Genomic DNA, 17,060 nt, shown 5'->3' on the forward strand with positions numbered 1-17,060 from the left:
CTTGGCGAGCCGGACGACGGCGTGCGAGCCGAGGCTCTGGAAGCCGGTCTGGGCCACCAGGCCCGCCGCCCGGGCGAGCCGCAGGAGTTCGCGCCAGTCGTCCGCGGTGGGCAGCGGCGGCTTCTCCACCAGCAGGTGCGCACCGGCGGCCAGCACCTGCCGGGCCAGCGGGAGATGGGTGTGGATGGGCGTGGCGACGATGCCGATGTCCGGACGGTGCTGTCGAGCAGCCTGCCGAGGTCGGTGTCGAAGGGGCGGTCGCCGACGAGTGCGAGAGCCTGCGGATCCAGCGGCCGGACGTCGCACACCCCGGCCAGCCTGACCAGGCCGGCCGCCTCCAGCGCGGCGATCTCCGCCAGGTGCGTGCGGCCGTGGCCGGAGGCGCCGGCGAGCACCACGGTCCTGGTCACCGCGGCTCCCCCGCCGGCAGCACCAGGTCGAGCCAGGCCGCGGCGAGCAGTTCGTGCCCGCCGTCGGGCCAGTAGGCCAGCGGCCAGGACTGCAGCGGCACCTGGTCGCCGCCGCTGTCGCGCAGCGCGAAGGGGGTGCCCGCGGCCACCGTGCCCCGCGGTCGTCTTCCCCGACGGCACGGCGGAAGAGGTGCGGGTGGCGGCGACGCCACCCGCCTGACGGTCCGGCCCGCCGCGCCGACCGGACCGCCGGATGCTCCCGGTGGACCCCGGCCCACCGGCCGGTACTCCACCGGGAGCATGCGCCGAAGCCCGGCGGGCTGCCGGGGATGCGCACCCGGGCCGCGACAACCAGCCACACTGGGTTCATGCTTCCTCACCGCAAGGCGTCCGCCACCGTGCTCACCGTCGTCGTGCTCGCCCTCGGGGCGTCGGTCTCCGGATGTTCCGACTCCGGTGACCTCGCCGGGTCCTCGCCGCTGGACAAGCACGCCGCCGCGCGCACCACCACGACGTACACCGCGAGCCTCGCGGACTCCGGCACGCCCACCGCCGTGGACATGCAGGTGACCGCCGACCGGCTGCGCAAGCGCGCCGCGGCCCTCGGGCTCAAGGACACCGACGTGACGGTCGCCGGCACCGTCCTCACCGTCGTGGCGCCGCAGAGCAGCGCCGAGCGGCTGGAGCGCGTGACGGCCACGGCCGTGCTGGAGTTCCGGCCGGTGCTCGACCCGGCGCAGGCCGCGAAGTACGGGCTCGGGCAGCAGTACGACGCGATGGTCTGCGACAAGACCACCCGGGCGACGCCCTCGCAGCCGGACCGGCCCACCGTCGGATGCGACCCCTCCACCGGCCAGAAGTACCTGCTGGCGCCGACCGGCCTCGGCGGCTCCGACGTGGAGAGCGCGACGGCGGCCTTCGACTCCGTCAGCGGCAGCGGATGGCTGGTCGACCTGGACTTCAGCCCGGCGGGCAGCGCCACCTTCACCAAGGTCACCGGCACTCTGTCGCAGAACACCCCGCCGGCCGACCAGTTCGCCATCGTGATCGACGACCACGTGATGTCGGCCCCCGCCGTCAACTCGGCCATCACCGGCGGCAAGGCGCAGATCACCGGGCGCTACACGAAGGAGCAGGCGCAGGAGCTCGCCGCGGCGATCTCCAGCGGCGCCCTCCCCGTCCAGCTCGCCGCGGACCCCGCCACCGGCCGCTGACCCGCCGCCCGCCGGGCGTCAGCCGATACGCGCCGCAGGCCCCGCGGACAGGTAGGTGACCCGCAGGTCCTGCCGGCTGTCCACCAGCTCCTGCTGAAGCAGCCGGCCCGTGCGCGGGTCGACGACGATCGTGACCGTGCCGGCGTTCGCGGTGCCGGCGTGGGCCGTCAGGGACAGCTCGGTGCCGGTGCGGCCCGTGGCGTCGTGCGCGGTGCCGACCAGCCGCACGCCGGGCATGCGGGCGAGCACCTGGAAGAGGGCGCTGCGGACCTGCGGGGAGACGGGTGCGCTGCCCAGCGCCTCGCTGACGACCTGGAAGGTGCCGATGCCGTCGGACCAGTCGCCTTCCAGCCGCCGGGCCAGCTCCGCCGGGTCGGTGGGGAGAGCCGCCAGGTCGTCCCAGTGGACGGCGTTGGTCGCGTCGCCGAACAGCAGGGTGGACGTGCCGGGTTGAGCGTGGGCGGTCTTGCGTGCCCAGGGCTTGGCGGCCAGACCTGTGGCCATCTCCAGGGTGAACGTGGTCCGGCTGTAGTACGCGTTCACCGCGCTCGGCGGCTGGTCGCCGCCCACCAGGGTGGCCACCTTCCAGTAGGGCGCGCCTCCCAGGCCGGGGGCGCCGCCCTTGGCCGCCATCGAGGTCAGGAACTCGGCCGCCTGCGCCGAGGCGCCGGGCCTGCCGCCGCCGAAGTCGACGGTGGGCAGGACGGCCGCCGCCGCGGCACCTGCGAGGACCACCGCCACCGCGACCGTACGCCGGCGGGGGCGGCGCACCCGTACTCCCCCGGGCGCGGCCTTCTCCCGCTCACCCGCGGCGCGTACGGCGGCGAGTGCTCCCGCGACGACCCGCTGCTCCGGCGGCGGTACGCGCCCGGCGGCGGCCAGGGTGCCCATACCCGGCAGGTCGAGGCCGAGGTCCTGCAGGTCCGTGCCGGACGTACCCCGCCCGGTGCTGCTCGTCTTCATGCGGTGTCTCCTGATGTCGTTGCCGTCACGGCGTCGGTGCGGGGCTGCGGGGCGGCCACCGGGGTCAGCGCTTCGCGCAGGGCGGCGCGGGCGCGGTGCAGCCGGGAGCGGGCGGTGCCCGCGGGTATCCCGAGGGCTGCCGCGGCCTCCGCGGGGCTGAGCTGCTCCCACACCACCAGGAGCAGCAGCTCCCGCTCCCCCGGCGGGAGTTGCTGCAAGGTGCGGCGGATCAGCGGGGCGACCGCCTCGGCGTCGAGCCGTTCGTCCACCGCCTGCCACGGGTCGGCCGCGCCCGCCTCCGGCAAGCTGCCGCCCGGGCCCGGGCCGGACGTGCGCCAGTACGCGGCCAGCACATGGCGGGCGACGCCGAACAGCCATGTCCGTGCCGTCCCCCGCCGCGGGTCGAACCCGGCACGCCCGGCGAAGGCCCGCAGCCAGACCTCGCTCAGCAGGTCGTCGGCGACCGCCGGCGCCCGCCGTGCCAGATACCCGTGCAGCGCTGCCGAGTGCAGGGCGACAAGCGGCTCGAAGGCCGCCGGGTCCCTCGCGGACCGCACCAGCGCCTCGTCCCCGTCACCCGGACCTTCCGGCGCACCGCCCCGTCGCCACCGCATATGGCGGATCCCCTCCATCGGCCCTCGATTCCCGGCCGGCTCACGCGGCCTCACCGACTACTTGCCGCGGGGCGCCTCCGGCGTTCGCCGGGCGGGAGGCGCCGGGTCAGGGCGACCAGGCGTCGCGGCCGGGCTTCGCCGCCCGCCCCCGTGCGGGGCGTGGCGCAGGTCACCGAACTGCTCGGCTGGTTCACCGTCGCCGCCCGCCCCCGTGCGGGCGTGGACTGGCGTCAGCTGGGTGCCGAGATGCCCGCAAGGCGCTGGGCCGGCGGCCCCGGCCCGCCGCGGAGACCGTCCCGGACTTGCGTCCGCAGCCTCCTGGCGCACGGCGCCGTCCGAGCGGCGAACGGTACGCGGGGAGACCGCGGGCGCGGAGCCCGGGCGGGTCAGCTCAGGGCGAACTTCTGGGCCGCCGTGCCGTTGCAGTCGTGGATCTGCAGCCGGGTGGCGTTGGCGGTGGCGCCGTCCGTGGCGTCGAGGCAGCGGCCCGACTGCGGGTTGAGCAGCGAACCGTCGCCCTGCTGCACCCAGACCTGGCCACCGACGCCGTTGCAGTCCCACAGCTCGACGGGGGTGTTCTGGGCGGTGCCGTTGCCGTTGACGTCAAGGCAGCGGCCCAGGGTGCGCAGCGCGTTGGCCGAGGTGTGGACCCAGTGCTGGTCCAGGGCGTAGGACTGGCAGTCGTAGAGCTGGGCGGCAGCGCCGTCGCCCGCGTTGTCGTCGCCGTAGACGTCGACGCACTTGCCTGCCGGGCCCGCGATGGCACCGCCACCGTTCACGGTGAACTTCTGGGCCGCGGTGCCGTTGCAGTCGTGGATGCGCAGGCGGCTGCCGTTGGCCGTGGCGCCGCTGGGGGTGTCCAGGCAGCGCCCGGACTGCGGGTTGAACAGGGAGCCGTCGGGGCGCTGCACCCACTTCTGGCCGCCGACGCCGTTGCAGTCCCACAGCTCCACCTGGGTGTCCTGGGCCGTGCCGTTGCCGTTGACGTCAAGGCAGCGGCCCAGGGTGCGCAGCGAGCGGTCCGGCTCGTGCGTCCAGTGCTGGTCGGCCGCGGCGCCCTGGCAGTCCCACATCTGCACCGCGGCCCGGTCGCCGCCGACGTCGTCGCCCGAGACGTCGACGCACTTGCCGCCGGGCGCCCCGACGGTGGCGGGGGCGACGCCCGCGGTGTCGCCCGCGTAGCCGGCCGCCACGATGCCGGCCTGCACGGCGTCGTCGGCCGCGTCGGTGGGGTAGCCGGCGGTGATGGCGCCCTCGAAGAAGGAGCCGCCTGCGCGGTTGCTGTTGTCGCCGCCGGTGCCCAGGACGATGGAGCCCTCCTGCTGCATGGGCGCGTAGCCGGGCGGCAGGGCGCCGTTCCACCACGTGGTCAGGCCGCCGCCGCGGGAGTCGCCGCCCTTGAGGGCGAAGGTGTGCTGGCCGTCGTTCTTCAGCAGTGCGGTGACGAAGGGCGTGCTGTTGCCGCCGTTGCGGCTGTGGGCGTTGGTGTCGGCCTGGAAGATGCCGTTCTCCAGGTCGGCCTGCACCCACGGGCCGTTGCCCGTACAGGGGTCGCAGGCCCGCGCCGGGGAGATGTTGAGCGCGTCCATGTGGCCGGCCCCGGTGTCCTCCTCCTTGGCCTCGACGTTGCCGAAGTCGAAGCAGCAGTCGTGGATGGTGTGGGTGCCGCTGGTGACCATGTACATGCCTTCGGGGCGGCCGTCCGTGGCGACGCCCGTGCCCACCGCGTGCCGGTAGCCGATGCCGGGCTGGACGTAGACCCCGTAGACCGGGTGGCCCGCGACGGTGACATGCAGCGCGTTGGCCAGTGCGCCGACGTCGGCGGCGCCCGCGGTGCCGGCGCCGGCGACGGCCAGGTCGTTGTGCCGCGGCGACTGGTCGTAGATCCGGGTGATCACGCAGGCTGTGCCGGTGCAGAAGGAGTTCTGGCCCGACGCGTCCGCGTAGCCGCCGGTCGCGAGCAGGCCGATGTCGCGGGCGGCGCCGTCGCTGACCCGGGTGACCTGGTAGAGGCTGCCGCCGTAGCCGGAGTACAGCGCGCGTACGGTGCTGAAGGCGCCCACGCAGGGGGTGCCGGTGTCGCCGTAGATGTCGCAGGGCAGGGAACCGGCCGCGTGCACGGGGCCGGTGGAGCCGAGCAGCAGCCCCGCGGCCAGGGCGAGCGTCCCGGCGAAGGCGGTGAGGGCGCGGCGGCAGCGCCGCAGCGCGGAGGTCGGCCGGCTCCTGGGAGGGTGTGCGGTCATCGTCGGCCCTTTCTCCTTCGAGTAGGTGCGTACGTCGAGGTGGCGCGGGGTCGTGCGGGCGTACGGGGTCGTGCCGGTGCTCCCGGGCGGCGGGAATGGCGAGGCCGCCGCCCGTACGGGTGGGGCGGTGCGGTGCTGTGCGGTTCCGTGCGGTGCTGTGCGGTCCGGTGCGGTCCCGTGCGGTCGCGCAAGGTCCAGGATGCCCACCGCCGCCGCACCGGATGCACGAACTGCCGCAGCGGCGCCGGGCATCGGCGACACACAGGCAGCGCATAGGGATATCCCTATCGCTGCCTGCCGGGTCTTACCCGCGGGGAGCGGTCGTGCTCAGACTCCCCCTACGGCAGCGCCACTTGCCGGCTCATCCCCCCACCTCCGAGAGGACCGATGAGTAGATGAGGAAACGACTGCTCTCCCTGATGGCCGGCTTCGGGGCGGCCGGGCTCGCCGCCGCGGTGGGCCTCGGCGTGGCCGGGGCGACCGGTGCGACCGCGGCCGCGGCCCCCGGGTCCGGCGCCGGCGCTCCCGGCGCGGCGCTCGCGGCCTGCACGCCCACCCAGGTGGTCGCCAACGGCGACTTCGAGAACGGGACGTCGCCGTGGACGGCCTCCAGCGGCGTGATCACCAGCGGCGGCGGCCAGAGCGCCCACGGCGGCAACGGCTTCGCCTGGCTGGACGGCTACGGCTCCACGCACACCGACACCCTCAGCCAGTCGCTGGCGATACCCGCGGGCTGCGGCACGGCCACGCTCACCTTCTGGCTGCACATCGACACCGCCGAGACGACGGCGTCCACCGCGTACGACAAGCTCACCGCGAAGCTCGGCGGCAGCACCCTGGCCACGTACTCCAACCTCGACGCGGCGACGGGGTACGTGCAGCGGACCTTCGACGTGTCGTCCTTCCTCGGGCAGAACGTGAGCCTGGCCTTCAGCGGCGCCGAGGACTCCGGGCTGCAGACCAGCTTCGTGATCGACGACGTGAGCCTGACCACCTCCGGTGACGGCACCCCGCCGACCACTCCCCCGACGACCCCGCCCACGACTCCTCCCACCACGCCGCCCGCCGACTCCACGCGGACGCCGGCTTCGCCCGCGTACACCGTCAGCCTCAGCAGTGACGCGACGGGAGTGACCTGGACGGGTCACGAGAGCGTGACCTTCACCAACGCCTCGGCCACCCCGCTGAACGAGGTCTACCTGCGGCTGTGGGACAACTACCACGGCTCCTGCCCGACCACGCCGATCACCGTCAGCAACGTGACCGGCGGGACCGCGGGCGCGCTGTCGGTCGGCTGCACGGCCCTGCCGGTCACGCTGCCCGCGTCACTGGCCCAGGGGCAGTCCGGCACCGTCGGGTTCGACCTGCGGATCGCGGTGCCCAGCGGCGCCGACCGCTTCGGGCACGACGGCGCCTTCTCCTTCGTGGGCAACGCGCTGCCGGTGCTCGCCGTACGCGACGCGGCGGGCTGGCACCTGGACCCGTACACCAACAACGGCGAGTCCTTCTACTCCCTGGCCGCGGACTTCCACGTCACCCTCGACCACCCCACGAGCCTGCTGGTGCCCGCCACCGGAACGTCGGTGGACACCCCGGGGACCTCGGGCCGCACCGTGACGACGGCGACCGCCACCAAGGTCAGGGACTTCGCGTGGGGCGCGGGCGCCTTCAGCAAGGTCTCGGGCACCTCGGCGACCGGCGTGAAGGTCAACGTCTACGCGGTCAGCGGGATCAGTTCGACCAGCGCCCAGTCGATGCTGACCACGTCGATCTCGGCGATCGACGCGCACGCGGGCCGCTTCGGCGCCTACCCGTACGGCGAGGTGGACGCGGTGCTGGACAACAACTTCTGGTTCGGCGGCATGGAGTACCCGGGCTTCGTGCTCGACCTGGTGGACAAGACCGCGCTCACCCATGAGCTGGGCCACCAGTGGTGGTACGGCATCGTCGGGGACGACGAGTACAACAGCCCGTGGCTGGACGAGGCCTTCACCGACTACTCCACGGACCTCGCGCTCGGCAAGACCGGCACCAACTGCTGGAGCAGCGTGTCGTGGGCGTCGTCGGCCGAGAAGATCACCAACTCGATGGCGTACTGGGACGCGCACTCGTCGCGGTACTCCACGGTGGTGTACGGCTACGGCAAGTGCGCGCTGCACGACCTGCGGCGGCTCATCGGCGACAGCGCGATGACGTCCCTGATGCGCAGTTACGCGCAGGCCCACTGGTACGGGGTCTCCACCACCGCCGAGTTCAAGGCGGCGGCGCAGGCGGCCACGTCGACGGATCTCACGTCGTTCTGGAGTACGCACCGGATCGACGGGTAACCGTCCGGCTGCAGGCTTTCTCAGGGCCTGGAGAACGGCGGGTGCGCTCCCTTCGCGGTGGGGCGCACCCGCCGCCGCTTCCGCTGCCTGCCCCCGCCGTTCGCTTTCCGCGGGCGCCGGGCGGATCCCGGCGGGCGGGAGGCGGGATTGACCGCAGGGGCGGGTGTTCCGACACTGGGGTTCCGCCCCAAGGTTGGCAGGTTCATGGTCAGAGGGATGGGAAAGGCCCGCTCAGACGCGCGGCACACCGGCCGGGGCGCGCTGCTCACCACCGCCGGGGCCGCGCTGGACGCCGGCGGCAGCGTCCTGCTCACCGGCGAGCCGGGCATCGGCCGCTCCACGGTGCTGGCCGCCCTCGCCGCCGAGCGGCCGGGCACCCTGGTGCTGCGCTGCGCACCCGCCGAGGCCGACCGGCGCCTGCCGCTCCTCGGCCTCATCGACCTGTTCTCCGAGGTGGACGACGCGGCCTTCGCCGTACTCCCGCCGCACGAACGGGCCGTGCTCCGCGCCGCCTTGCACCGCCCCGGCGCGGGTGGCCAGGCCCGCCGGGCGGCGTACGGGAGCCCGCACGCGGACGTCCTGGCCCTGCGGATCGCGCTGCTCGGGGCACTGGCAGCGCTGTGCGAGCGCTCCCCCGTCCTGCTCGCGCTGGACGACGCCCAGTGGCTCGACCGCCCGAGCGCCGATGCGCTGGCCTTCGTGGCCCGGCGTGTCCGGCGGCTGCCGCTCACCGCGGCCGTGTCCTGGCGCACTCCGTACGACCCTGCCGAGCCGGTGGGCGGCGAGGCGCTGTGCCCCGGGCGCGTACTGGCCCTGGACGTACCGCCGATGACCGGGCGGGAGGTCGCGGCTCTGCTCTCCGGGCAGCCTGGTCCCGCGTGGCCGCAGCCGGTGCTTGCCAGGCTGCAGGCGGCGTCCGGAGGGAATCCGTACACCGCCGTCGCCCTCTCCCGTGCGCTCGCCGACGAGGTCCGCAGGACCGGGCGCGACCCCGCGGGCGGACCGCTGCCGGTCCCGCCCGCCCTGCGCCGGCTGCTGCTCGGCCGGCTCGCCCCGCTGAGCCCGCAGGCCCGCCGCACCCTGCTCGCCGCGAGCGCCGCCGCCCGCCCCACCGTCGCGCTGCTGCGCAGGGCCGGCTGCGGCACCGCGCAGGCCGACGTGCACGAGGCGGTGCGGCTGGGCCTGGTGGAGCCGTCGGCGGCCGGAACCGTACGGTTCACGCAGCCGCTGACCCCGCGGGTGGTGTACGAGGCGGCCGACCGCGCAGAACTGCGGCACGTGCACACCGCTTTGGCCGAGGCGGCCGACGACCCGGTCGAACGCGCCCACCACCTCGCGTCGTTGTCGCCCGGCGGAAGCGCGGAGACCGCCGCAGCGCTCACCGCGGCAGCCGCCACGGCCCGGCGCCGCGGCGCACCCGCTGTCGCCGCCCGGCTCGGCCAGCTCGCCGCCGACCGCACCCCGTGGGGCGACCCGGCCGCCGACGCGGAACTCCGGCTCACCGCCGCCGAGGACGCGCTGGCCGCGGGCGACTACCCGCTCGCCCGCGGCATCGCGCACGAGGTGCTGGCAGGGGCGGCCCGCCCCGCGGACCGGGTGCGCGCCTGGATCGTGGTGCTCGACTCCAGCGGGCAGGCCATGGCCGAGGTCACGGACGTCTTCCCGCGTGCGCTCGAAGACGCCAGCGGCGACCCGGAGTTGCTGGCCCGGCTGCACTACCGGCTCAGCTGGCGCTCCTGGTTGGTGGAGGGCTCGGCAGCCGCCGCGCTGACGCACGCCGCCCGCTCGGCGGTACTGGCGCTGCACGCCGGCGACCGGCGGACCGAACTCCTGGCGCTCACCCAGCAGTCGGCCCTGGAGTTCTACCTCGGCCGCCCGGCGGCCGAGGGCACACTGCGGCGGGCACTGGCCGCACCGCAGGACCCGCGGGTGCTCTTCGACCACAACGGGCCGGTCTTCCTCAAGCACCGCAGGCACCTGCTGCACGACCGGCTGGACGACGCGAGGACCGAACTGCGGGCGCTGGTCTACACCGTGCGGCACCGCGGTTCCGCGGAGAGCCTGTGCCACTGCCTGTCGGGCCTCGCGCAGGTCGAGATCCTGCGCGGGCGCTGCGAGGCCGCGATGGACCTGGCCCACCAGGCGCTGCGCGTCACCGAGCAGGCCGGGCTCAGCCAGGGTCCCGCCTGGTACGCGGTCGCGCTCGCCGAGGCGGCCGGCGGCGCCGCGGACCGGGCGCTGGCCGCCGCCGACCGTGCCAGGCGGCACAGCGAGGACGACGACGACCAGCTGTTCCTGCCGCGCGCCCTGCACGCCGAGGGCCACGTGCGGCTGCTGCGCGGCGAGCCGGACGCCGCGGTGCACGCGCTGCAGCGGGTACGCCTGCTGGAGACCGGGCAGGGCCAGGGCGATCCCGCGGTACGCCGCTGGCAGTCCGACCTCGCCGAGGCGCTGGTCGCCACGGGCCGCGCGGACGAGGCGGCGGAACTCCTCGCGGAGACCCGGGCGCAGGCGGCCAGGCTGGGCAGGAACGGGCTGCTGGCCGTGCTGGACCGGGCGGCGGCCCTCGTCACCGAGGCGCACGGCGACCCGGCTGCGGCCGCCGTCCGGCTCGGGCAGGCCGCGGCCAGGCTGGCGGCACTCCCCTACCGCCTGGAGGAGGCCCGCACCCACCTGGCGCTCGGCCAGGTGCAGGCCCGCCGCGGTGAGACGGGGGCGGCCCGCACCGCGCTGGCCGAGGCCGCACGCCTCTTCACCCGTGCGGGCGCCCACCCCTGGCTGGCCGTCACGACCGGCGCCCTTGACCGGCTCGACGTTCCCGCGCCCGCATCCGCGGCGGCGCCGGGCCTGGACGCGCTCACGCCCACCGAGCACCGCGTCGCCCTGCTGGTCGCGCAGGGCGCGAGCAACCGGGAGATCGCCGCCCACCTCACGATCAGCGTCAAGACGGTCGAGGCGGCGCTGACCCGCGCCTACCGCAAGCTCTCCGCCCGCTCCCGCGTCTCGCTGGCCCGTGCGGTCCTGGCCCGGTCCGGGCGGCTCTGAGGTTCGGGGCGGCTTCGAGCCGGCTTTGCCCTGGCTTCGGGGCGGCTTCGAGCCGGTGTACGGCCGTCCCGTCGTCCGACGGCCGCTTCCCGTTCACCCACATCATATGCTGCGCATATATTTTCTCCGTCATATCGCCGGTGTGGGCTCGCCGTTCGCACAGGACGGGTCCGTCCGGGCTGGTCCGACAAGAGGAGATGCACGTGCGCAGGACAACGGGCCGCAGTGCGGCCGTCCGCAATGGTGCGGTCGTGATCGCACTCCTGGGTGCCGTACTCGGCGGTGCGACAGCGGCTGCCGCCGCGGCGTCCGACCCCGGCGGCAGCACCCCGTACAGCACCGCCGTCACCCCGACCGTGCCCCACCCGGCGACGGCCACCGCCGCAGAACTGGCCGCCGCCCCGCCCTCCGACGCGCCCCCGGCCGCGCACACCACCGCGCCGTCCGCGGGTGCGGTGCTGCCGCAGAGCGCCACGAACGGCGCCCTGTCGCGCGCCGAGATGATCGCGCGGGCACAGCAGTGGATCAGCGAGGGCGTGCCGTACAGCGAGACCGCGTACTGGACGGACTCCAACGGCACCTACCGGCAGGACTGCTCCGGCTTCGTCTCGATGGCCTGGCACCTGGACACCAGCCGCACCACCTACACGCTGCCCGCGGTCTCCACCCGGCTGAGCAGCCTCGACGTGCTCCAGCCCGGCGACATGATCGACACCAATACCGCCACCATGCAGCACGTGGTGCTCTTCAAGGCGTGGACCGACTCCTCCCACACCACCGCGACCGTCCTCGAAGAGGCCCACCCGGGCACCGACGCCCGCGTGGCCCAGTACGCCCGCAGCTACCTCACGGCCAACGGCTTCACCCCCTACCGCTACAACCACGCCCTGGACCACCCGCAGTACGCCAACGCCAAGAGCGACATGTGCCTTTCGGTATCCGGCGGCGGCAGCACCGCCGACGGCGCCGACATCATCCAGTGGACCTGCAACGGCGGCCCCGAGCAGCAGTGGAGGTGGGACGGCAGCCGGCTCGTCAACACCAAGAGCGGCAAGTGCCTTTCGGTATCCGGCGGCGGCAGCACCGCCGACGGCGCCGACATCATCCAGTGGACCTGCAACACCGGTCCGGAGCAGCAGTGGACGTACCATCCCCACACCGGCAACTGGTCCAACGGCAACGGCAAGTACCTGTCCGTCTCCGGCGGCGGCAGCACCACCGCGGGCGCGCAGGTCGTCCAGTGGTCGTCCTCCGGCGGCCCCGAGCAGCAGTGGTGGGCCTCGGCGGCCTGACCTGCCCGGACAGGACGGCGCAGGGCTCTCCCGGGAGGAACCGATGCAGCGCGTGGCGGAGTTGTCGGCGGCGGACTGGCTGACCGGATCGCCCGCGGAGCCGATGCGCCTGATCACGTACGGCCCGCCCGGCTTCGCCGCCTACGGCAGGCTGCGGTACGTCCCCGACCCGCAAGGGCCGGGGACGGCCGAGGCCGACGTCGTCCTGCCCGAAGGGCACCCCACCGACATCGCGCAGGCGCGGACCGTGCTGCGGGAGCTGGGCGACCCGGCGGAGCCGTGCTACTTCTGCGTGTGGGAGGGCTACTCAGGCTCCTTCCTCGACCCGGAGCTGACCCGCGGCCCGCTCGTCGTGCTGCCGCACCGGCGGTACGTGCTGTTCGCCGGCGCGCTGGCGGAGATCGACCGCTGGGAGCAGCACTTCGGCGGCGGCCGGCCCTGCCCGCCGCCCGCCTTCGCATGGCCCGCGGACCACCGGTGGTGCTTCACCAGCGACGTCGACCCGCACTGGGCGGGCATCGCGGCGGGCGCATCCGCCCTCGCCGCGCTGACCGCGCGGACGGATGTGGACGTCGTCGCCGCCTCGCCCGGGGATGCGCCGCCGGCGTACGGCAGTTGAGACGAGGGCTCGCCGGGATCCGCCGACGCGCGATTCCGCGTCCGCGGTGAGGTCGCGTTCGGTAGCGTGAACCGGGAGGGAACTCTCCGGGGGAGGAGCGGGGCTTGGTGTCGTCCCAACCGCAGCCGCGGCTCGGCGTCGTGCTGGTCCACGGGTTCATATCCGGGCCGCAGATGTGGCAGCCGCTGCAGCATCTCATCACCGCCGACAGCGACTTGGCCGGCGTCGACACGCTGCCCTTCGGGTACGCCACCGGCCTGTTCATGCCGGCGCCGCACCGCGCCCTGCCCACCCTCGACACGGTCGCGGACAGCCTCAAGGAGTACCTCGACACGCACGCGGCGGAGTACGGCCGCCTTGTGCTGGTCGCGCACAGCCAGGGCGGCCTCGTCGTCCAGCGCTGGCTGGCCCGGATGCTCGCCGAGGGGCGGGGCCGCGACCTGGCGGCGGTCGCGCGGGTGGTGCTGCTGGCCTGCCCCAACAACGGCTCGCAGATCGCGCTGTCCCTGCGCCGGGGCCTGCTGAGGCGCAATCCGCAGGAGCGGCAGCTGAGGCCGCTGACCGAGCAGGTGACCGACACGCAGCGCATCGTGATCCGCGACGTGGTCAACGCGACGGCGGTGACCGACCGCACGTGCCCGATCCCCTTCTCCGTCTACGCCGGCGAGACAGACCGCGTCGTGCCGCCCGCCTCCGCCCGCAGCGTCTTCCCGGACGCGGCCGTCCTGCCGGGCGACCACAGGGCGATAGCCCGGCCCGACTCGCCCGACCATCGGGTGTACCGGACGTTGAAGCGGCTGATCCGGGCGGAGCTGGAGGTGCGGGAAGTGCCGCCACCTGCCGCTCCGGTGACGCCTGCTTCTGCGCCCGCGCCCCTGGCTGCGTCGGCACCCGCAGCCGTGCCCGCGGCTGCGCCTGTGCCCGCGCCCGCGCCTTCGCGGGAGGCGGTGCGGCCCGCTGCCGCGTACTCCTTCCCCGACACCCTCCGGGTCGTCGCCGCCGCAGAGCGGATCACCGGCATGGACGACCCGGACGTACGGCTACAGGTCGTGGACCTGATGCGGCAGCGCCTCGCCCCGGAATGGGGCTTCTCCGCCGCCTACCGGGCCACCACCCGCGATCACCTGGTGGAGATCGTCGAGCGCTGCCGTACGCACGCGGCGGCCCCCGCGGCACTCGGCGCCTTCCTCGCCGCGGTCGTGCTGCTGCGCCCCGACGAGGCCGCGACGGTCGAACTGCGGCGGATCGTCGGGGATCCACGGTGACCCCGGAGGCCGGCCACGGCCGCACCCCGCCGCCCGGCGGTGTGGTGCGGATGCTGCTCGGCCGGGTGCGCCAGTCCGGGCGTGGCGCCGCGGCGGCACCACCCGCCGCCGGGTCGGCTCCCCCGCCCCCGCCCCCGCCCCCGCCCCCGCCCCCGGGGAACTGGACGCCCGCGGAGTCAGCCGAACTCTTCCGGGCGCTCACCGCCGTCGCCGACCTGCACCGTCCCGAATTCCTCGACCAGGTGCTGGCCTTCGCCGGGCGGCAGTTGGACGACGCGGGTACGCCGCTCCCCGTCGCCTACCACGCGCACCCGCGCTCCAGGATCTGGGCGCTCGTCGAAGCCGTGGACCGGCACCGCGACCCGGACGCGGCGCTGCGGGCGCTGGCCGACGCGCTGGCGGGGCTGCGCGGCGACGAGGCGGCCGTCGCGGCCTTCCTCGACGTGGCCGCCCGGCTGGCACCCCCCGGCCGACTGCCCGGCCCCCGGCTGCGCGCCGTCCTGCGCGACCTGGACGGGATGCGCGCCCGGGTGCCGGTGTCCGCGGCCGACCAGTCGCTGCGGCGGGCGGTACGACCCGGCGAGTCCGCCGCGCTGCGCGGCACCGAGACCGTCGCGGAGATGGTGCTCCGGCTCAGCGACGCCCGCTCCCCCGCGCCCGGCGACCAGGACGGCGCTGGCGCGGACCCGGCCGACGCCGACCCGCTGGTGCTCCGCTTCCTGGCCGAGCTGGCAGCGGTGCTGCCCCCGGAGGCAGGCGATGTCCTGCGCGGCCATGTCGCCCGGATCGCCGAGGAGTTGGGCATCGACGGCGCCACGCGGGAAGCCCTCGCCCACCGCGGACAGCCCGGCGCCGAACTGGCGGAAGAGGCCTCCGAGGCACCGCCCGACAGCCGGGTGCTCCAGATACGGCTGCGCGAGACCGCGCCGGGCAAGCACGAATACGCCCTCGACGGCACCCTCTACGACCGGACCGCGGCAGGGCTGGCCCGGCCCCGCCGCCGGGCCGTCGGAAGTCCGGTCGCCCTGCGGCAGTTGCGGGACGTCGGCCGCACCTGCCTGGTCGACTGGGCCGACCTGGCGGCCCGGTTGGACGACGCGGACCAGGTGCGGGTGGAGTTCCTGCTCCCCTGGTCCCTGCTCGACCACCCGGTGGAACGCTGGCTGACCGACGGCCACGCCTACCTCGTCGGGCACAAATACCCCGTCGTCGTACGGTCGTTGGACCGGCTCGAACAGCCCGCCTGGCACCGGGACTGGGCGCACCGCTGGCGGTCCCTGCACCGGACCGGGCCTGCCGCCGCCCGGCAGGGCATCGGCTGGCTGTCGCTGGAGGCCGCGCCCCCGTCCTTCACACCGCACGGCGGCGTCCTGCACCTGCGCGGTCGGGACGGCGAGGTGCGCGCCTGGCTCGACCGCAACCCCGGCACCCACGGCCTGGGCCTCGCCTTCGCCTACGATGCGGCCAACCCCCGGCGCGCGCTCGGCCTGCGCGAGGCCATCTGCGAGGGCGTACCCGTCGCCGTATGGCGCCGCGACGACGGCGACCCCGCGGAACTCGCCCACCGCCTCGCCGAACTCGCCGACGTGCCCGACGACTTCGCGGTACTCCCGGCCCGGCTGCGCATCTGGCGCCGCGCCGCCGCCCGCGACGACGCCACCGCCATGGACAACCAGCTCACGCTGCTCTGGGACGACCCCGAATGCGTCTTCCGGGAGACCCCGCTGGCAGCACCGACCGCCGAAGCCCCCGGGCGATGACCCCGCCCGGCCGGAAGGACCGTGACCAGTGACAACCCCCGACGACGCCACGCCCCGCCCCACGCCGCCCCCGGCGTGGCCGGCCCCCGGGGACGGCGACGCGGCCCCGGCGCCCGACTCCCCGTGGCCCCCGCCCGGGGTGCCCCGTCCTGAGCGGGTCGCTCCATGGGACTGGCCCTCGTCAGAGGGCGGTGACGGTGACGGGCCGGGGAACTCGACCCAGGACGTCCCCGGTTGGTGGATCTACCGCGGGGCGGCGGAACCGCACGACGGTATCGACCGGCTGCCCGAGGCACCCCCCTGGCGTTCGTTCACCGACGGGACACCGCCCGCTGGGCTGCTGGAGCGCCCCGCCCCCGGGGCCGCGGACCGGCGGCGGGCGGTGCGCGCGTCCCGCTACCAGGCGGACCGGGAGGAGATCCACCTGGTCAACATGGCCCTGCTGCTGCGCCGCCCGCTGCTGGTCACCGGGCGCCCGGGCCTGGGCAAGTCCACGCTCGCCTACAGCATCGCGCGCGAACTCCGGCTCGGCCCGGTGCTGCGCTGGTCCGTCACCAGCCGCACCACCCTCCAGGACGGGCAGTACCAGTACGACGCGATCGGCCGCCTCCAGGACGTCGGCCTGCACGAACGGGCCGCCGCTGCCCACCCGCCCACCAAGGGCGCCCACCCCGAACTCCCGGACATCGGACGCTACTTGCGGCTCGGGCCGCTCGGCACCGCACTGCTCCCATGGCGGGTGCCGCGGGTGCTGCTGATCGACGAGATCGACAAGAGCGACGTCGACTTCCCCAGCGACCTGCTGCACGTCTTCGAGGAAGGAGAGTTCACCGTCCCGGAGTTGGCCCGGCTGCACCGGCCGACCGCCGAGGTGATGACCGCCGACGACGGCGGCCGGGTCACCCTGGAGCACGGGCGGGTGAGCTGCCACGAATTCCCGCTCGTCATCCTGACCAGCAACGAGGAGCGCGAGTTCCCGCCCGCCTTCCTTCGCCGCTGCATCCGGCTGGAGATCCGCCGCCCCGACCGCCGCAAACTCGCCCGCCTCCTGGCGGCCCACCTCCCCCCGGCCGACGCGGCGGCCTCCGCCGTCCGCGAGGACCTGATCACGACCTTCCTCCGCAAACAGGACGAGGAGGGCGCCGACCTGGCCAACGACCAACTCCTCAACGCGGTCCAACTGGCCCGCCAGATATGGGACACCCCGGAGGGCTACGACCTGATATCGGAGCATGCCCTACGCCCGCTCAACGAGGGCTGACGAGCGAGCGGCCGGAGTGGCCGGCCGAGGCACGAGGCCGTCCACGC

General features: G+C 75.0%; 12 protein-coding genes and 1 pseudogene. 8 read left to right on the plus strand and 5 right to left on the minus strand.

All coding sequences use genetic code 11. The features are described from left to right. Positions 1 to 51 precede the first annotated feature (51 nt). Positions 52 to 306, minus strand: a pseudogene (locus JT723_RS36455) (Gfo/Idh/MocA family oxidoreductase); the annotation flags it as partial. 100 nt (positions 307 to 406) lie between these two features. After that, positions 407 to 559 carry an RIFT barrel domain-containing protein gene (locus tag JT723_RS36165; RefSeq protein ID WP_205045922.1) on the minus strand — a complete coding sequence of 51 codons (153 nt, stop codon included), beginning with the start codon at positions 557 to 559 and terminating at the stop codon, positions 407 to 409. A 219-nt stretch (positions 560 to 778) separates the two neighbouring features. On the opposite strand from JT723_RS36165, the gene JT723_RS19255 reads away from it, so the two are divergent. Then, positions 779 to 1,624, plus strand: coding sequence for a SecDF P1 head subdomain-containing protein (locus tag JT723_RS19255; protein ID WP_205045923.1), 846 nt, complete (start codon positions 779 to 781; stop codon positions 1,622 to 1,624). Positions 1,625 to 1,642: 18 nt separating this feature from the next. Here JT723_RS19255 and JT723_RS19260 read toward each other — a convergent pair whose 3' ends face one another. The 3 genes from JT723_RS19260 to JT723_RS19270 all read right to left on the minus strand — a co-directional run bounded on the left by JT723_RS19260 (position 1,643) and on the right by JT723_RS19270 (position 5,444). Beyond that, entirely contained in the window at positions 1,643 to 2,587 is a 945-nt protein-coding gene (locus tag JT723_RS19260) for a hypothetical protein (RefSeq protein ID WP_205045924.1), read from the minus strand. After that, positions 2,584 to 3,144: an RNA polymerase sigma factor gene (locus JT723_RS19265; protein ID WP_251512622.1), complete on the minus strand. Its 561-nt coding sequence runs from the start codon at positions 3,142 to 3,144 to the stop codon at positions 2,584 to 2,586. The genes JT723_RS19260 and JT723_RS19265 overlap by 4 nt, the downstream gene beginning before the upstream one ends. A 443-nt stretch (positions 3,145 to 3,587) precedes the next feature. Beyond that, positions 3,588 to 5,444, minus strand: a complete 1,857-nt coding sequence (locus JT723_RS19270; RefSeq protein ID WP_205045926.1) for an arabinofuranosidase catalytic domain-containing protein — start codon at positions 5,442 to 5,444, stop codon at positions 3,588 to 3,590. A gap of 395 nt (positions 5,445 to 5,839) precedes the next feature. Between JT723_RS19270 and JT723_RS19275 the strand changes: the two genes are divergently transcribed. The 7 genes from JT723_RS19275 to JT723_RS19305 all read left to right on the plus strand — a co-directional run bounded on the left by JT723_RS19275 (position 5,840) and on the right by JT723_RS19305 (position 17,013). Continuing rightward, entirely contained in the window at positions 5,840 to 7,771 is a 1,932-nt protein-coding gene (locus JT723_RS19275; protein WP_240165853.1) for a M1 family aminopeptidase, read from the plus strand. Positions 7,772 to 7,987: 216 nt separating this feature from the next. Further along, a complete protein-coding gene (locus JT723_RS19280; protein ID WP_240165854.1) occupies positions 7,988 to 10,816 on the plus strand; it encodes a helix-turn-helix transcriptional regulator in 2,829 nt (942 codons plus the stop codon). A 203-nt stretch (positions 10,817 to 11,019) separates the two neighbouring features. Next, positions 11,020 to 12,108: an RICIN domain-containing protein gene (locus JT723_RS36170; protein WP_205045928.1), complete on the plus strand. Its 1,089-nt coding sequence runs from the start codon at positions 11,020 to 11,022 to the stop codon at positions 12,106 to 12,108. A 43-nt stretch (positions 12,109 to 12,151) separates the two neighbouring features. Next, complete coding sequence (locus JT723_RS19290; protein WP_205045929.1) at positions 12,152 to 12,727, plus strand: hypothetical protein; 576 nt, start codon at positions 12,152 to 12,154, stop codon at positions 12,725 to 12,727. A gap of 107 nt (positions 12,728 to 12,834) precedes the next feature. Beyond that, the gene (locus tag JT723_RS35825; RefSeq protein WP_205045930.1) at positions 12,835 to 13,992 is read left to right on the plus strand and encodes an esterase/lipase family protein; all 1,158 of its coding nucleotides are present in this window, start codon (positions 12,835 to 12,837) and stop codon (positions 13,990 to 13,992) included. Beyond that, positions 13,989 to 15,752 carry a VMAP-C domain-containing protein gene (locus JT723_RS36175; protein ID WP_205045931.1) on the plus strand — a complete coding sequence of 588 codons (1,764 nt, stop codon included), beginning with the start codon at positions 13,989 to 13,991 and terminating at the stop codon, positions 15,750 to 15,752. The genes JT723_RS35825 and JT723_RS36175 overlap by 4 nt, the downstream gene beginning before the upstream one ends. A 28-nt stretch (positions 15,753 to 15,780) precedes the next feature. Beyond that, positions 15,781 to 17,013, plus strand: a complete 1,233-nt coding sequence (locus JT723_RS19305) for an AAA family ATPase (RefSeq protein WP_251512624.1) — start codon at positions 15,781 to 15,783, stop codon at positions 17,011 to 17,013. The last annotated feature ends 47 nt before the right edge of the window (positions 17,014 to 17,060 follow it).

The sequence above is a fragment of the Actinacidiphila bryophytorum genome (assembly GCF_016916835.1).
In the GTDB taxonomy this organism is placed as follows: Bacteria; Actinomycetota; Actinomycetes; order Streptomycetales; family Streptomycetaceae; genus Actinacidiphila; species Actinacidiphila bryophytorum.

Excerpts from the sequence above, each read along its gene's own strand:
- JT723_RS19255 (WP_205045923.1), top strand. The coding sequence starts at position 779 with ATGCTTCCTCACCGCAAGGCGTCCGCCACCGTGCTCACCGTCGTCGTG.
- JT723_RS19260 (WP_205045924.1), bottom strand. The coding sequence starts at position 2,587 with ATGAAGACGAGCAGCACCGGGCGGGGTACGTCCGGCACGGACCTGCAG.
- JT723_RS19270 (WP_205045926.1), bottom strand. The coding sequence starts at position 5,444 with ATGACCGCACACCCTCCCAGGAGCCGGCCGACCTCCGCGCTGCGGCGC.
- JT723_RS19275 (WP_240165853.1), top strand. The coding sequence starts at position 5,840 with ATGAGGAAACGACTGCTCTCCCTGATGGCCGGCTTCGGGGCGGCCGGG.
- JT723_RS19280 (WP_240165854.1), top strand. The coding sequence starts at position 7,988 with ATGGGAAAGGCCCGCTCAGACGCGCGGCACACCGGCCGGGGCGCGCTG.
- JT723_RS19290 (WP_205045929.1), top strand. The coding sequence starts at position 12,152 with ATGCAGCGCGTGGCGGAGTTGTCGGCGGCGGACTGGCTGACCGGATCG.